Origin of the sequence: Sulfurimonas sp. (assembly GCF_050296975.1) — a bacterium.
In the GTDB taxonomy this organism is placed as follows: Bacteria; Campylobacterota; Campylobacteria; order Campylobacterales; family Sulfurimonadaceae; genus Sulfurimonas.
Genome location: NZ_JBNKRX010000016.1, coordinates 1 through 14,676 on the forward strand (window position 1 = coordinate 1; position 14,676 = coordinate 14,676).

A 14,676-nucleotide genomic window follows, 5' to 3' on the forward strand; every position below is an offset into this window, starting at 1 on the left:
AGTACCATCGTCTCAACAACTACAAACAAGCACTAAAATGGCTTAAAAAATCAGCTAAACAAGGGGATACTTACTCACTTATAGGGGTAGGTCTTGTTTATCTTTCAGCACAAAACTATGAACACGCTATGGCAACTTTTAAACAAGCCGGAAAACTTGGAGACTCTGAAGGATACTATAACTTAGGTGTTTTCTATGCTGATATAAAAAAGTATCAAGATTTTAATAAATCTGAGCAATACTTTAAAAAAGCCATAGAGATGGGCAATGTAAAATCAGTTTGGGTTTTAGGAACTTTATATGAAGATAAAAAAGAGTATGAAAAAGCGATAGAGTGGTATAAAAAAGGGTTTGCATTAGGGAGTAAAGATTCAGTTTTAAGATTAGGTTTTTTCTATTGGGAAGTAAAAAAAGATTATAAACAAGCTATATATTGGTTTAAAGAAGGGTATGAAAAATTAAATTGTGTTTCTTGTGCAGCAAGTATAGGAAATATTTATGATGTAGATTTAAAAAATAAAGAAAAAGCAATAAAATGGTATGAAATAGCTGCTAAGCAAGGGCATCTTAATGCCATCTATAATCTTGGATATTTATACCAATTTAGTTTAAAAGATAAAGAAAAAGCAATAGAGTGGTATAAAAAAGCAGCAAAAATGGGTGATACCATTGCGAAAGAAAGATTAAAAGAATTAGGAGAAAAATAATGAGCAATAACGTATTTGATGGCGATGTACACTTTAAAGAGAATGAGGGTATGCATGTAAATACATTTTCCATTACCGAAACAGGAGAAGCGGTTGATAATGGTTATCTTGTAAATAGAACCAGAGTAGCTTATCTGATCGTTAGTTTAAAAGAGACAAGAGATTTAGCAGGGGATGAGTACGATAAAGATGCTATTTTAGAGATCGTAAAAGATAAATACGCCCCATACCTTACACAAGCTATAGAGCAAGAGAGTAAAAACCTCACACTCCCAAAATTAAAAACTGTCCATGAAGAGCAAGTGGAAAATAAACTTGTAAAACTCCAAACCAATGGTCTTGCTATGTCAAAGAGTTATGGAGATTTTCTTAGACGTGATTATACCTATGCCTATAATAAGTTAGATGCATCGTTGAAAAAAGAGGGGGAGAAGAAAAGTTATTCACTTTTAAAATTCTCAAGAGGTTCTAGTGATGCTATACTTGAAAAAGAGCAACGTTTTAGTAGGCAAACACTGCGTGATGCCCTCAATATCGCTCCAAAATCTTACATAATCGTCTCTGCACCCTATGTATATAACTTAAAAAAAGATACGCAAACAGAGGAGTTAGAGGTTATCACTTATGAGCAAAGCACTGCTATCTCTTTTATGCCTGAACTTGTAGTGGAGTACGGGATCTTTTATGATGGTACAAAAAACAATATGTACAATATAGAGTTTTATAGAAACTTTAGAGAGTTTTTAAAAGAACCTGCTGAGTATATAGAACAAAATAAATACAGTCAAAGTACACGTTTAGAACAAAAACCTGAAAGAGAATTTGCAAGACTTTTAGATTATATTTTAAGAGAAGAAGACCCACAACTCACCCCAGAGTACCTCAAACTTATAATGAACCAAATAGACAATGCCCCACAAAAGATACGCTACTTCGATAAACCCTCAAACCTGAACCAAAACGATGCCAGAGTTTTTCAGTCTGTTTTAAATAGTAAAAAAGCTGATGATGCCAAAGCGGTGTTTCATTACTTCGTAGATGTGAAACATGGTAAAGATAGTGCGGATGAAGCAACACGTGGAGCGTTTGTACAAAAAAAGATATTGCCTGAAAATGGCGATAGCAGTTATACAAATGGAAAAACAAATATAGAACGACTTTACCAAGTGTATGATGGGGATGATGTAAGAACAAACAAAGACGCCCTCTCAGTTACTCGTTTTAAACTTTATGAGAGTGGTTCAGGGACACATAACCCGTATGTAGAAGATGGGTATAAGTCTGACAACGCACTTGGAGGACTTGGACTAGGAACAGATGCTACAGGTGCAGTTGCACACATCATCTACAGTTGTGAAAAGATGGCTTATCAGTTAAGAGAGGCAAACATTACCCATATAGATGAGTTGGTACTTGATATATTTGGTTTTTCTCGCGGGGCTACCTCTGCTAGACATTTCATCTGCTCTATACTCAAAGATGCCGAACTAATACCCAAAGGCAATAGAGAATATAGTGTACGGATGAAAGATGGCAAAGATATATTTGAGCCTTTTTATGGAAAAAAAGGTTATGTAGAGTATGGAGGCAAGATATTTTTTAATCCACTTAGAATAGACATAAAAGATAATGGTAAAGAGTTTACTCTAAATAACCCTTTTTATCTTAGCAGTCATATAAGTATAGATTCACTCTCTTTTAGGTTTGTTGGGATCTATGATACAGTGACACATTATGGCTTCTCTCAAGCTAATGATCATAAAAATCTAAATATAGACTTTTTTGCAAATGAAGGGGAGAAAAAACTGGGGCAGGTTTTTCATCTTATGGCTGATGATGAGTATAGAAATAATTTTCAAACTTTCTCTATCTTTCAAAAACCAAGAACTAAGTTTTGGGAAACTAAAAGTAGTTTAAGAACAAGAAAAGTGCAATTTGAAGAGATCACATTTCCAGGTGCTCATGCAGATTTGGGCGGTGGATACAATAAAAAAGCTGAAAGTGTTAAACTAGGCTTTTTAGAGTTTAGAAGTCATGATCATTTAGCAAGAAAAATAAACAAATGGAATAAAAAACACCATTGGCTTTTAAGTGAACATGTAGAGGGGATAAACTCAGATAGTGAGTTAGAGAAAAAAGAGCAAGAGGGATTTTACTATATAGTTAATACACATATACATATATCAGAACGGGGAATACCATCTCGCCCTACATATACAGCTACTGTATATATGCATAAACCGCTTGTACAAAACACTTATGAACATGTAACACTAAGACTTATGCACGATAGAGCCATTTATGATGATAACCTCAATAAAGTGAAAAAGGATGGTGGAGAGATGGTACCACTGGGAGGATTAAAAGCGTATGACTTTTCAAAAGATGATACACTCCAAAGTACATATAACAGACTCTTAAAAATAAGAGAACCCCTCAAAAATTCAAAAGATGATACTGAACTTTATAAAAAACTCAAAGACTCTTATTTGCACCACTCTTCAAATAGAGACTTATATGTAGAGTATATCGTAAATGGACCATCTACTGAGGAAATAGAAGATGGAGAGTTTTATGGTAAGCGGGTTATCTATACTTCTACTGGGGAAAAATATACTTTATAAAAAAAAGTTAAACATCATATAAAATAAAGTTTTTCCCTACTTTAAACATTATCTTAAGAGATTTTTAGTATCATCTAGCAATTTTTAATTTTAATATATTAGGGTGTTTAATGAGTGATTTGCTAAATAACGGAGAGATTCAAACTATAAATATTGAAGAGACACTGCAAAGCAGTTATCTTGATTATTCAATGAGTGTTATCGTTGGACGTGCATTACCAGATGTAAGAGATGGACTAAAACCTGTTCATAGACGTATATTATATGCTATGGATAAACTTAACCTCTCATTTGGTGCAAAATATAAAAAATCTGCACGTATCGTCGGTGATGTAATCGGACAGTACCACCCACACGGTGACACAGCTGTATATGATGCTCTCGTTCGTATGGCTCAAGATTTCTCAATGAGAATGGAACTGGTTGACGGTCAAGGAAACTTCGGTTCTGTTGATGGTGACTCAGCAGCAGCAATGCGTTATACAGAAGCACGTATGACAAAGTATGCTGGAGAGCTTTTAAAAGACCTCGATAAAAACACAGTAGATATGATTGACAACTACGATGCTACTACTAAAGAACCAGATGTTATGCCAACTCGTGTTCCAAACCTTTTAATAAATGGTTCAAGCGGTATCGCTGTTGGTATGGCAACAAATATCCCTCCACATAATCCTTCAGAAGTGATGAATGCCCTTAAAGCTGTTTTAGCAAATCCAAATATCGAACTCTCTGAGCTTATGGAACATGTTCCTGCACCTGATTTTCCAACTGGCGGTATCATCTTTGGTAAAAAAGGGATTGTAGAAGCGTATGAAACAGGACGTGGACGTATTAAAATCCGTGCAAAAACTCATATTGAACAAAAAGCTAAAAAAGAGATCATTATAGTAGATGAACTTCCTTACCAAGTAAATAAAGCACGTTTAATCGAAAATGTAGCAAACCTTGTAAAAGATAAACTGATCGAAGGTATCAGCGAAATTCGTGATGAATCAGACCGTGATGGTATGCGTATCGTAATTGAGCTCAAAAAAGATGCAATGAGCGAAATTGTGCTAAATAATCTTTTCAAACAAACTGCAATGCAGCAGACATTTGGTATTATCATGCTATCTATATTAAATCAAGAGCCACGTATCTTTGGTTTAATCGACATCTTAAAACACTTTATCAATCACCGTAAAACAATCATCATTCGTCGTACAATCTTCGATCTTGAAAAAGCAAAAGCTCGTGCTCATATCTTAGAGGGTCTGAAAAAAGCTATCGATATCATTGATGATGTTATCCGTGTTATTCGTGCTTCAAAAACTGAAGATGAAGCAAAAGACAACCTAGTAAATGAGTTTGAATTTACTGAAATTCAAGCAGCAAGTATCGTTGCTATGAGACTTGGTCGTTTAACTGGTTTAGAGATCGAAAAAATCGAAAATGAACTTCAAGAGCTTATGAAACTTATCGAATACTTAGAATCTATCTTAAAAAGTGAAGAGGTACTTCACGGTATCATCGATGAAGAGTTTGATGAAATTTTAGAAACATATACTCAAAAACGTAGAACTGAGATCGAAGATGATTATGATGATATAGATATCGAAGATTTAATTCCTAATGAACCAATGGTTGTTACTATTACACACCGTGGGTACATCAAACGTGTACCACTTGCTAACTACGAAAAACAAAAACGTGGTGGTAAAGGAAAAACTGCTGTAACTATTTATGAAGATGACTTTATTGAAAGGTTCTTTACATGTAATACACACGACACGCTACTCTTTGTAACAGATCGTGGGCAACTTCACTGGTTAAAAGTGTATAGAATTCCTGAGGGTACTCGTACAGCTAAAGGTAAAGCAGTTGTTAACCTTCTTCAACTGGTAGCAGATGAAAAAATACAGTCTATCATCCCTACAACAGACTTCAGTGAAGAGAAATCATTAGTGTTCTTTACACAAAATGGTGTTGTAAAACGTACTAATTTAAGTGAATACAGCAACATTAGAAGTAACGGTGTGAGAGCGATCGTACTAGACGATGACGATTCACTAATTACTGCAAAAATTGCCGAGCCTGAGACTAAATACTTATTCATTGTTACAAAACTTGCACAATGTATCAAGTTTGAAATTGAAAAAACTCGTGAACAAGGTAGAAGCACTCGTGGTGTTCGCGGTATCAAATTTAAACACAAAGATGATGAAGTAGTTGACGCAAACATCATTTCTAACGATGAACAAGAGATTTTAATAGTAAGTGAAAAAGGTATTGGAAAACGTACTGATGCTGGTGAATACCGCTTAACTAATCGTGGTGGTTCTGGTGTAATTGCTATGAAAATGACTCCTAAAACTGGTAAACATGTTGTAGGAATACTCATGGTAGATGAAAGTATGGATATGATGGCACTTACAAAAGCTGGAAAAATGATCCGTGTAGATATGCAAACTATCTCAAAATCAAGCCGTAACACTTCTGGTGTATATATAGTAAAAGGTGATGATGTTGCAAGTATTTCTCGTTGTCCTAAAAAAGAAGAGGATGAAGACGATTTAGAAGAGGATACACCACCATCACTTTTGGAATAGTTGTTGCTTAAGCTAAACTATAACTCTGGAGAGCTTCTCTCCTAATGTAAGGATATTTATATGAAATACTCATTAGTATTAATCGCTTTACTAAGCCTGAATGTTTATGCGGGTCATGAACCTTCTAGTGCTTCGCAAAGCTCTGAAGTAGGCACAACTTCATCTCCACAACATGAAACTATTGTAAATGTAAACTATCCAGTAGTTGAAGAAAAACAAGATGTTGCTACTCCTATGGTAGAAAAACAAGCAGAAGAAAAAGTTACTGCAACAACAGCAGCAGATACTAAAGAGCCCGTATTAGAGCTTAATAAAGACCTCATTATCAGTGTAGTTGGTCAAGGTGTCGCACCTATGAATACTGCTTCTCCTGCACAAGCATATGCTTTAGCAAAACGTGCAGCTGTAGCTGATGCCTACAGACTTATCGCTGAAAAAGTAAAAGGGGTTCGTGTTGATGGTCAAGACCTTATCAAGAACATGATGGTAAAACGCTCAACTGTAAGAACATCCGTTCAAGCGATGGTAAAAAATGCAAATATTGTTGAAACAAACTTCAAAGAGGGTCTATGCGAAGTAGAGATGGAGATCACTCTATCTTACGCACAATTTGCGCAATAATTATCTTTAGTTCACTCAGCAGTTTATATGCTGGTGAATACCTTATTTCATATAGATATGTTGTCAAGAATGCTATTTTATATAATGAGCATCTTGACATATCCCCTGCTATGCAAAAATGCTCTGGAACTCCTCAAGAAAGCATCTTTTTAGACCCACATGACTCAGAGAATTTAAAAACAATCATCGATGAAAATAAAGAAGAGTTTGTTGCGTATTTGCATCAATTGGGTTTACAAGTAAAACATAGAGAAAAAACAAAGAACTTTCAAAACTCCTCAACAACAGTACTTACACTCAAAACAACTTGTTTCAAAGTCGATTTTAATGATAATTCTGTTAAAATCACACCTTTAAAATAGCTTGTAAAATAGGATATTTGGTGAAAATAGCAATCGTTGAAGATGATATTAATATGCGCAAATCATTAGAACTAGCTATGTCTGATTATAAAGAGTTTGAAATCAAAACTTTTAAAAATGCAAAAGATGCACTTAAAAGTTTGGATGATAGCTTTGATCTAATCATTACAGATATCAATATGCCAGGAATGGATGGGATTGAGTTTGTTAAAGAGCTTGGTGGAAAATTTGAGGTCATTATTATGACTGGTAATGCCACTTTATCTCGTGCTATTGAATCTATTCAACTTGGTGTAAAAGACTTTTTACTCAAACCTTTTGATGTAGATACTTTAGTGGCAGCTATCAAACGCGAAGAGAAAGTTCAGTCTGTTAAAAAAACTGTTTCGAAAAGCAAAGGTGACACAAGTGACTTTTTAGGTGAATCAGATGCCTTGCAAAAGATTTTAAAACTTGCAGATAAGGCAAGTAAAACAGATGCAAGTATATTACTCCTTGGGGAGAGTGGTGTTGGTAAAGAGGTTTTTGCCTCATATATCCATAAAAACTCACCACGTTGTAAAAAACCATTTGTTGCGATCAATATGGCAGCAATTCCAGAAAACCTGATCGAGAGTGAACTTTTTGGTTTTGAAAAAGGTGCTTTTACTGATGCTCTTGAAGCAAAAGCAGGACAGTTTGAACTAGCTAATGGCGGGACGCTATTTTTAGATGAGATTGGGGAAATGCCTTATGGCTTACAGGCAAAACTTTTACGTGCTCTTCAAGAAAAAGAGGTGCGTCGTCTAGGTTCTTCAAAACCTATAAAAATAGACATTCGTGTAGTTTCAGCAACGAATGCGAACTTGGATGAAAAAATTAAGTCGAGCGAATTTAGGGAAGACCTTTTTTATAGACTTAATACAATCCCTTTAAATATTCCTCCATTAAGAGAGCGAAAAGATGAAATTTTAGCGATTGCAGAGGCAACTTGTGAACAAAACTGTGTAAAATACGGTTTTAATAAAAAAACTTTTTCAAAAGAAGCAATAGATGAGTTACTTGAGTATACTTGGCCTGGAAATATCCGCGAACTTATCTCTGTAATAGAGCGTTCTGTGATACTAAGTGAAAATGATGAGATACAAAAAGAAGATTTATATTTAGATACAAGAAAGTAGGAGACTTTTATGAAAAAATACAATTTAGCTGTTGTTGGTGCAAATGGTGCTGTAGGTGAAGAGGTTCTTAGAATCTTAGAAGAGATAGATTTCCCACTAGCAAAACTTGTCCCCCTTGCTAGTAGCAGAAGTGCTGGTAAAACTGTTGAGTTTAATGGTAAAGATATTGTCATCAAAGAACTCACTAACGAAATTTTTGAAGCTGAAGATGTTGAGATTGCAATCTTTAGTGCTGGTGGAAGTGTAAGTGAAGCTTATGCACCAGCAGCTGTAAAGGCAGGTGCAGTTGTAATTGACAATACATCACACTTTAGAATGGAGCCAGACGTTCCGTTGGTTGTTCCAGAAGTAAATCCAGAAGATATTGCAAAATGGGAAAAAACTGGAATTATTGCAAACCCTAACTGTTCAACTATTCAGATGGTACAAGCACTAAAACCTCTTGATGAAGCGTATGATTTAGTACGTGTGGATGTAGCAACTTACCAAGCAACAAGTGGTGCTGGAAAATCTGCTATGGAAGAGTTAGTAAAACAGATGCAAGACTTCTTTGCATTTAAACTCGATCAAAGTGAGCACAAAGCGTTTAACCAACAAATTGCCCTTAATGTAATCCCGCAAATTGATAAGTTTGTCGATAATGGCTACACAAAAGAAGAGATGAAAATGGTAAATGAAACTACTAAAATCATGCATAAAGAGATAGCACTCAGTGCCACTTGTGTTCGTGTACCTGTTCTTCGTGGACACTCTGAAGCTTTAACTTTAACATTTGATTCTGAAGTAAATGCTGCTGAAGCAAGAGAGATTCTAAGTAAAGCTCCAAATATTGTAATCTTAGATGATCCAAGTGCTGCAGTGTACCCAATGCCAAAAGATTGTGTAGATAGAAATGAAACTTTTGTAGGGCGTATTAGAGAAGATAACTACTCTAACAACATGTTGCATATGTTTGTAGTTGCAGATAACTTAAGAGTTGGAGCTGCAACAAATGCTGTAAGAATCGCTCAAAAATTTATAGAGATGCAAGAGGCATAGATCATGATGATAGAAAAATTCTTTGAAAGTGGGTTATGGAGTTCAAGGTTTATAGTACTTTTAGCAGTTATATTTGGGCTATTTGGTGCTATAACACTTTTTGCAGTTGCTTCTTTTGACATTTATGATACAGTAAAACTGGTACTTAATACCTATGTAAATCATGCTCATCCAGAACATTTTCATGAATCTGTTGTTGGCGGGATAATTGGAGCAGTTGATTTATACCTTATCGGTGTTGTAATGCTTTTATTTGCTTTTGGACTCTATGAGCTTTTTATCTCAGACATCGATGTTGCACGTGAAGAGGATGGAGAAAATAAAATTCTTTCTATCCATTCACTCGATCAACTCAAAGATAAAATTTCAAAAGTAATTGTAATGGTTTTAGTAGTTGGATTTTTTCAAAAAGTTGGACTTGCTAGTTACCAATCTCCACTAGAGTTATTATATTTGGCACTTTCTATTACGGCAGTTGCTGTTGGTTTGTACTTTTTAAGTAAAGTTGGACATTAGAAAAAGGAATAATATGAGCAAAATTTTTGTAGATGCATGTTTTGGAAAAGAGACACCTTACACACCAGTTTGGATGATGAGACAAGCTGGTCGTTACTTACCAGAATATATGGAAGTAAGAGCAAAAGCTGGAAACTTCCTAAATCTTTGTCATAACCCAGAGATGGCTTGTGAAGTAACACTCCAACCAGTTGATATTTTAGATGTGGATGCTGCTATCTTATTTAGCGATATCTTAGTTATTCCAGATGAAATGGGAATGGATTTATCTTTTGTAAAGGGTGAAGGTCCTAAGTTTTCTGATCCTATTAAATCTGAAGCTGATTTAGACAGACTTATCGGCGGAGAAGAGGCTGCATCTAAACTAACTTATGTGTATGAAACAATTCAGCTTATTAAAACTAAATTAGCAGATAATAAAGCACTTATCGGTTTTACTGGTGCACCTTGGACGTTAGCTACTTACATGATCGAGGGACAAGGGACTAAGACATATAATATCTGTAAAAAAATGATGTACTCCAACCCTGAACTTTTACACAAAATACTTAGAAAAGTAACTGATGTTGTAAAACTTTACATGGAAAAACAGATCGAAGCTGGAGTTGATGTTGTACAAATCTTTGACTCTTGGGCAGCTGCTATTGAGCCAGGGAAATATGATGAGTTTTCTTGGAAATATATGGTAGAAATCTCAGAATATTTAAAAGAGAACTATCCGCATATCCCAGTTATCCTTTTCCCTAAAGGGATCCCTGCATTTTTAGATAAAGTGTATGGAAACTTCGATGTATTTGGTGTGGATTGGTCAACTCCGATGGCATTTGCAAAAGAGCATTTAGGTGATAAGTATGTTCTTCAAGGAAATATGGAACCATGCCGTCTTTACTCAAAAGAAGCAACTACTAAATGTGTAGAAGTTATCCAAGAGACTATGGGCGGGAAACGTCATATCTTTAACCTTGGGCATGGGATTTTACCAGATGTTCCAGTTGAAAATGCAAAGCACTTTATAGATGAGTGCCACCGTGTTAGCGGAAAATAATATAATCTTCGGTCCAATCAACTCACGCCGTTTTGGCATGAGTTTGGGCATTGACCTCTCCCCTGCAACAAAACAATGTAATTTTGACTGTCTTTACTGTGAACTCGCTCCTACTGCAACTGTAGATAAACAAGATAACGCTGTCTCTGCTGAAACTATCATTACAGAACTCAAAAAACATCTAAACAATAAAATAGATGTGATTACACTTACAGCCAATGGTGAGCCGACACTCTACCCTTACCTTAATGAGCTGATAGATCAAATAGATATCATTAAAGGTGATACACAAACACTTATTCTTACAAATAGTGCAATGCTTAGCGATGAAAAAGTTTACAACTCATTACTCAAACTCGATCAAGTAAAACTTTCGCTTGATGCAATAACTCCAGAGATATTTAAAAAGATAGATAGACCACATCAAAACATTAATATTGATGATATTGTAAAAAAAGTACAACAGTTTTCACAAAAGTTTAATGGCAAACTTTTTATAGAGATTTTGTTTGTGCATGGGTTAAACGATACAAAAGAGGAAGTGTTAAAACTCAATAATGCCCTACTTTCTATAAAAGCAAATAGAATAGACCTAGGTACGATTGATCGACCTCCTGCATACCCTGTCAGTGGAATCAGCTATAAAGAGTTGTATGAGCTTTCACAACTCTTTGATGCTTCACTTCCTGTGCATATCGCCTCACGTGTTCATGCAGAGGCAAACAATACCTCATATACTAATGAAGAGATTATAAACACCCTTGATAAACGCCCTCTCACTATGCAAGATATTGAGCTTTTATTTGATGAAGAGAGCAAAAACAGACTTTTAAAACTTATAGAAGAACAAGTAATAATAGTAAAAAAACTCGATAATTTAGAGTTTTTCACTCCCACCACTCACCTTATTCGTAAAAAAGATAAATAATCCTAGAGCAAATACAAGGATTGAAACACCCCCGATTAAATACACTGCATATAGCATTTGAGAGTAATCATGTAAAGCGATCTTAAATACAACCATCAGTGACTCAATAAGTAGTGCAATAATGATCGTAATAGAAAACTTTGTAAACACTTTATACTCTAATCTAGAGTTTTTCGAGTAACTTTTAAACACAACCTCTTGTTCTAAAATAGTTTTTGAGAGATCAAAAATAGCTAGTCCCAATGTTAAAGCGATAATAGGTTTAAAGATAGACTCTATTGAGACTCCATCCTCTTTAAAAAACAAAGAATGTCCTAGTTCATAGATGCTATACCCAAGTGTAAACACAGCAAGTACAATCATCAAACTCGCTGTAACAAAGTAAAATCCTTTACTTAAAAAGTTAAACTCTTTATGTAATTCAATAAGCCCTAAACGCTCTAAAAGTGCACTTACTGTGAAGTCCATAAAGTAAACTTTATCATCTTCCTCTTTTACAACAGTGATACAAGTTTTTCCAGTAGCACTACTGATGTAAGGTTTTGAGATAGATACATCTGAGTTGTTAAACTTTAGTTTTCTCATAAGATAGCTTCTATCTCTTCCTTTTGGAGTTGCACTTGTTCTATCTCTATAAATGTTATCTGAAATTTGTTTGAGAGAATCTTTATCACATGTATAAACAAGTTCTAAAGAGGGAAACACTTTAAAAAGCCTTTTAAATCTCGCCTCTTCATTTTTTGACAATTCCCCTAAGTTATGAATCGTTTCTATTAAAAATTTTTCTATATCACCTACATTTGCTTTATAGGTTTCCATAAACTCTTGCATGGAACATCCTTTCTATATTTTTTTGTTAATGTGATCTTGGTCCATGATAATAGTTGTCGCTGATCTCATCAACTGGTATACTTTTTCTCAAAAGTTCTTCCTCTTCACTCTCAAATACTTTTACTGCATCATGTTTTGTATCGCCAAGTGCTAGAAGTTGTCGCTCTAACACACCAAATCTATTTTTAAATTTATCTGAGAGTACAACTATATCTTCATAACAACGAGAAGCAAACTCAACTTCATACTTACTTGCTGTATCTTTGAAGCCTAAAAATGTTTTAAGTGAACCCTTCTCTTTAGCAAAATAGATAGCATATATCTTTGTAAAGATGTTATACATCTCATCTAAAAGTATCTCCATTTCATCTAAAACGTTTTTACTGTTAAACTGGGCAAACTGTTTGGCTTCATTGTAAAACCACTCTCCAAAGTCTGAATCTTGCGCGATAGGAGTAAGCTGTTTTTTATCTATACTAAACCCGGATACAAGCAACTTGATGTTGTTCACCCATTTCAAGTGAGATGTACGTGCTTTATAAAGTCTATACATATTTTTTTCTTTTGTATTCACGGCAAATCCTTTTAGATTTTTTTGAATTATACTGCGAAATAATTTTCATCAGTTTGTTTAATAGATTATTTTTTAAGCAATTGGATATTTTTTGATAAATTTTTTATAAAATTAAATCTATTTTGGTAAACTTCAATGCAAATGCATTTTGTTAGGAACTACGAATGAAACTTTTAAAATTTTTACTGATTTTAGTAACTATATCTTTTTTAACTGCTTGTGGTAGTGGCAGTACTGATAGTAGTAACACTAATAGCAATACAGAAACAAATACAACAACTACAGACAATAACTCAACAACCTCTGATACCAACACAACTACAACTGATGATAATACAACTACAGATACAAACACTTCTTTAGGACTAGATGATAATGAGTCAGAAGCCTTTACACTTATAAATCAGTATCGAACATCTGCGGGATTAACAACACTTCAAACAGAATCATTACTCAATGACGCTGCTTATAACCACTCAAATTATCTCTATCTAAACAATACTATTAGTCATTATGAAGTAAATACCTCTAGTGGATTTACTGGAACAACACCTGGTGATAGAGCTGACTATTTGGGCTATACTCATATATATTTGTCTGAAAATGTCTCAGCTGGACAAACGAGCTCTCAAAACTCTATAGATGACCTTATGAGTGCAATATACCATCGTTTCGGATTTTTAGACAATAGTATTGATGTAATTGGCATAGGGATAGTCGATGATCGTTTTACTTACGATATGAGTAACTCTGTACTCAATGCATTATGTGAAGGTGAAAGTTATAATGGTTCTGGATCATATTATCCAAATATGTGTGGTGTTGATGGTTTTAAGATAGAAGCAACAACTTTTGATACTGCAAATGCTCAACTGCCACTTCAAAATCCAACATACGTTATATGGCCACCAGCAAGTGCAACAGATATAACACCAGTTTTTTATGAAGAGAGTCCTGATCCCTTAACGGATTACTCAGTAAGTGGTTACCCTGTGAGTATCGAATTTAACTCACAAAAAATTAGTTCTGTTGAAAATGTCTCTTTTACTCTTTGGAAAAATGGTGTAGAGGTTACAAATACAAGAGTTATAGATGAATCAAGTGATGTTAATGGATACTTTAGTAGTTATCAATTTGCACTTTTTCCACTAGAGCGACTTGCATGGGGTACACAATATGATGCTGTATTTAGCTACGATGAAAATGGTACTATTTCAAAAACAATCAACTGGAGTTTTACAACATCAACTCCAGCAGATACCTACTTCACTATCGCTGCTGAAGACAGTTCTGGTGCTTTTAATGTAACCTCTGGAGAAACAACTGCTGTATACTTTGAGCCTAGTGATGGGAATGATAGTTCACTAGGAAGTGTAAGTTACTCTTACTCCGCTCAAAGTGTAAATCTAGGTTTTGTAGATGCTAATACTTTGGATGTAAATATAACTGGTTCAACAGGTCAATATGTACAAATAAGTACTAGTAATGGGAAAAGTGTTACTTTGACTATTCAGTAAGTAAGGAATTTAAGAAAAATACTGGAATGTCCCCAATAAACTAGACAAATACTGCTCCAGTAAAAACCTAATTTTTTAAAGACTCCAAATTATACCTTTTTTCAAATTCATTTGGAGAAATATAACCCAAATAACTATGTCTTCTTTTTGAGTTATAGAACA

Annotated in this window: 14 protein-coding genes; 11 read left to right on the plus strand and 3 right to left on the minus strand. The window is 34.6% G+C overall.

All coding sequences use genetic code 11. The annotated features are described in order from the left end of the window. From ACQY56_RS04780 to ACQY56_RS04825, 10 genes are all read left to right on the plus strand, one after another. The coding region (locus tag ACQY56_RS04780; RefSeq protein WP_428743733.1) for a tetratricopeptide repeat protein at positions 1–707 on the plus strand (707 nt) is incomplete at its 5' end. Continuing rightward, positions 707–3,331, plus strand: a complete 2,625-nt coding sequence (locus ACQY56_RS04785; RefSeq protein WP_428739473.1) for a T6SS phospholipase effector Tle1-like catalytic domain-containing protein — start codon at positions 707–709, stop codon at positions 3,329–3,331. The genes ACQY56_RS04780 and ACQY56_RS04785, both read left to right, overlap by 1 nt. Positions 3,332–3,441: 110 nt before the next feature. Then, on the plus strand, positions 3,442–5,922 hold the full coding sequence (gene gyrA, locus ACQY56_RS04790) for a DNA gyrase subunit A (protein WP_428739474.1): 2,481 nt from the start codon (positions 3,442–3,444) through the stop codon (positions 5,920–5,922). A 60-nt stretch (positions 5,923–5,982) separates the two neighbouring features. Beyond that, a complete protein-coding gene (locus tag ACQY56_RS04795; protein WP_428739475.1) occupies positions 5,983–6,543 on the plus strand; it encodes an LPP20 family lipoprotein in 561 nt (186 codons plus the stop codon). Next, on the plus strand, positions 6,492–6,905 hold the full coding sequence (locus ACQY56_RS04800) for a hypothetical protein (protein WP_428739476.1): 414 nt from the start codon (positions 6,492–6,494) through the stop codon (positions 6,903–6,905). The genes ACQY56_RS04795 and ACQY56_RS04800 overlap by 52 nt, the downstream gene beginning before the upstream one ends. A gap of 20 nt (positions 6,906–6,925) precedes the next feature. Beyond that, positions 6,926–8,065 carry a sigma-54-dependent transcriptional regulator gene (locus ACQY56_RS04805; protein ID WP_428739477.1) on the plus strand — a complete coding sequence of 380 codons (1,140 nt, stop codon included), beginning with the start codon at positions 6,926–6,928 and terminating at the stop codon, positions 8,063–8,065. Between the two features lie 9 nt (positions 8,066–8,074). After that, positions 8,075–9,103, plus strand: coding sequence for an aspartate-semialdehyde dehydrogenase (locus ACQY56_RS04810; protein ID WP_428739478.1), 1,029 nt, complete (start codon positions 8,075–8,077; stop codon positions 9,101–9,103). A 6-nt stretch (positions 9,104–9,109) separates the two neighbouring features. Then, on the plus strand, positions 9,110–9,619 hold the full coding sequence (locus tag ACQY56_RS04815; RefSeq protein ID WP_428739484.1) for a YqhA family protein: 510 nt from the start codon (positions 9,110–9,112) through the stop codon (positions 9,617–9,619). A gap of 13 nt (positions 9,620–9,632) precedes the next feature. Continuing rightward, positions 9,633–10,664 (plus strand): uroporphyrinogen decarboxylase, encoded by a 1,032-nt coding sequence (gene hemE / locus ACQY56_RS04820; RefSeq protein ID WP_428739479.1) that lies wholly within the window; start codon positions 9,633–9,635, stop codon positions 10,662–10,664. Then, on the plus strand, positions 10,636–11,592 hold the full coding sequence (locus ACQY56_RS04825; protein ID WP_428740001.1) for a radical SAM protein: 957 nt from the start codon (positions 10,636–10,638) through the stop codon (positions 11,590–11,592). Before hemE ends, ACQY56_RS04825 begins: the two co-directional genes overlap by 29 nt. Here ACQY56_RS04825 and ACQY56_RS04830 read toward each other — a convergent pair. Further along, the gene (locus tag ACQY56_RS04830; protein ID WP_428739481.1) at positions 11,542–12,423 is read right to left on the minus strand and encodes a hypothetical protein; all 882 of its coding nucleotides are present in this window, start codon (positions 12,421–12,423) and stop codon (positions 11,542–11,544) included. The genes ACQY56_RS04825 and ACQY56_RS04830 overlap by 51 nt on opposite strands. Positions 12,424–12,448: 25 nt before the next feature. Beyond that, on the minus strand, positions 12,449–12,997 hold the full coding sequence (locus ACQY56_RS04835; RefSeq protein ID WP_428739482.1) for a hypothetical protein: 549 nt from the start codon (positions 12,995–12,997) through the stop codon (positions 12,449–12,451). Positions 12,998–13,161: 164 nt separating this feature from the next. Between ACQY56_RS04835 and ACQY56_RS04840 the strand changes: the two genes are divergently transcribed. Beyond that, entirely contained in the window at positions 13,162–14,514 is a 1,353-nt protein-coding gene (locus tag ACQY56_RS04840) for a CAP domain-containing protein (RefSeq protein ID WP_428739483.1), read from the plus strand. A 67-nt stretch (positions 14,515–14,581) separates the two neighbouring features. Here ACQY56_RS04840 and ACQY56_RS04845 read toward each other — a convergent pair. Next, a partial coding sequence (locus tag ACQY56_RS04845) for an IS3 family transposase (protein WP_428743734.1) occupies positions 14,582–14,676 on the minus strand: 95 nt, incomplete at its 5' end.

Bases quoted from the DNA above. Each gene is read 5' to 3' on its own strand.
- ACQY56_RS04800 (WP_428739476.1), top strand. From the start codon at position 6,492: ATGCGAAGTAGAGATGGAGATCACTCTATCTTACGCACAATTTGCGCA.
- ACQY56_RS04825 (WP_428740001.1), top strand. From the start codon at position 10,636: ATGAGTGCCACCGTGTTAGCGGAAAATAATATAATCTTCGGTCCAATC.
- hemE (WP_428739479.1), top strand. From the start codon at position 9,633: ATGAGCAAAATTTTTGTAGATGCATGTTTTGGAAAAGAGACACCTTAC.
- ACQY56_RS04810 (WP_428739478.1), top strand. From the start codon at position 8,075: ATGAAAAAATACAATTTAGCTGTTGTTGGTGCAAATGGTGCTGTAGGT.
- ACQY56_RS04795 (WP_428739475.1), top strand. From the start codon at position 5,983: ATGAAATACTCATTAGTATTAATCGCTTTACTAAGCCTGAATGTTTAT.
- gyrA (WP_428739474.1), top strand. From the start codon at position 3,442: ATGAGTGATTTGCTAAATAACGGAGAGATTCAAACTATAAATATTGAA.
- ACQY56_RS04785 (WP_428739473.1), top strand. From the start codon at position 707: ATGAGCAATAACGTATTTGATGGCGATGTACACTTTAAAGAGAATGAG.
- ACQY56_RS04830 (WP_428739481.1), bottom strand. From the start codon at position 12,423: ATGCAAGAGTTTATGGAAACCTATAAAGCAAATGTAGGTGATATAGAA.
- ACQY56_RS04840 (WP_428739483.1), top strand. From the start codon at position 13,162: ATGAAACTTTTAAAATTTTTACTGATTTTAGTAACTATATCTTTTTTA.
- ACQY56_RS04815 (WP_428739484.1), top strand. From the start codon at position 9,110: ATGATAGAAAAATTCTTTGAAAGTGGGTTATGGAGTTCAAGGTTTATA.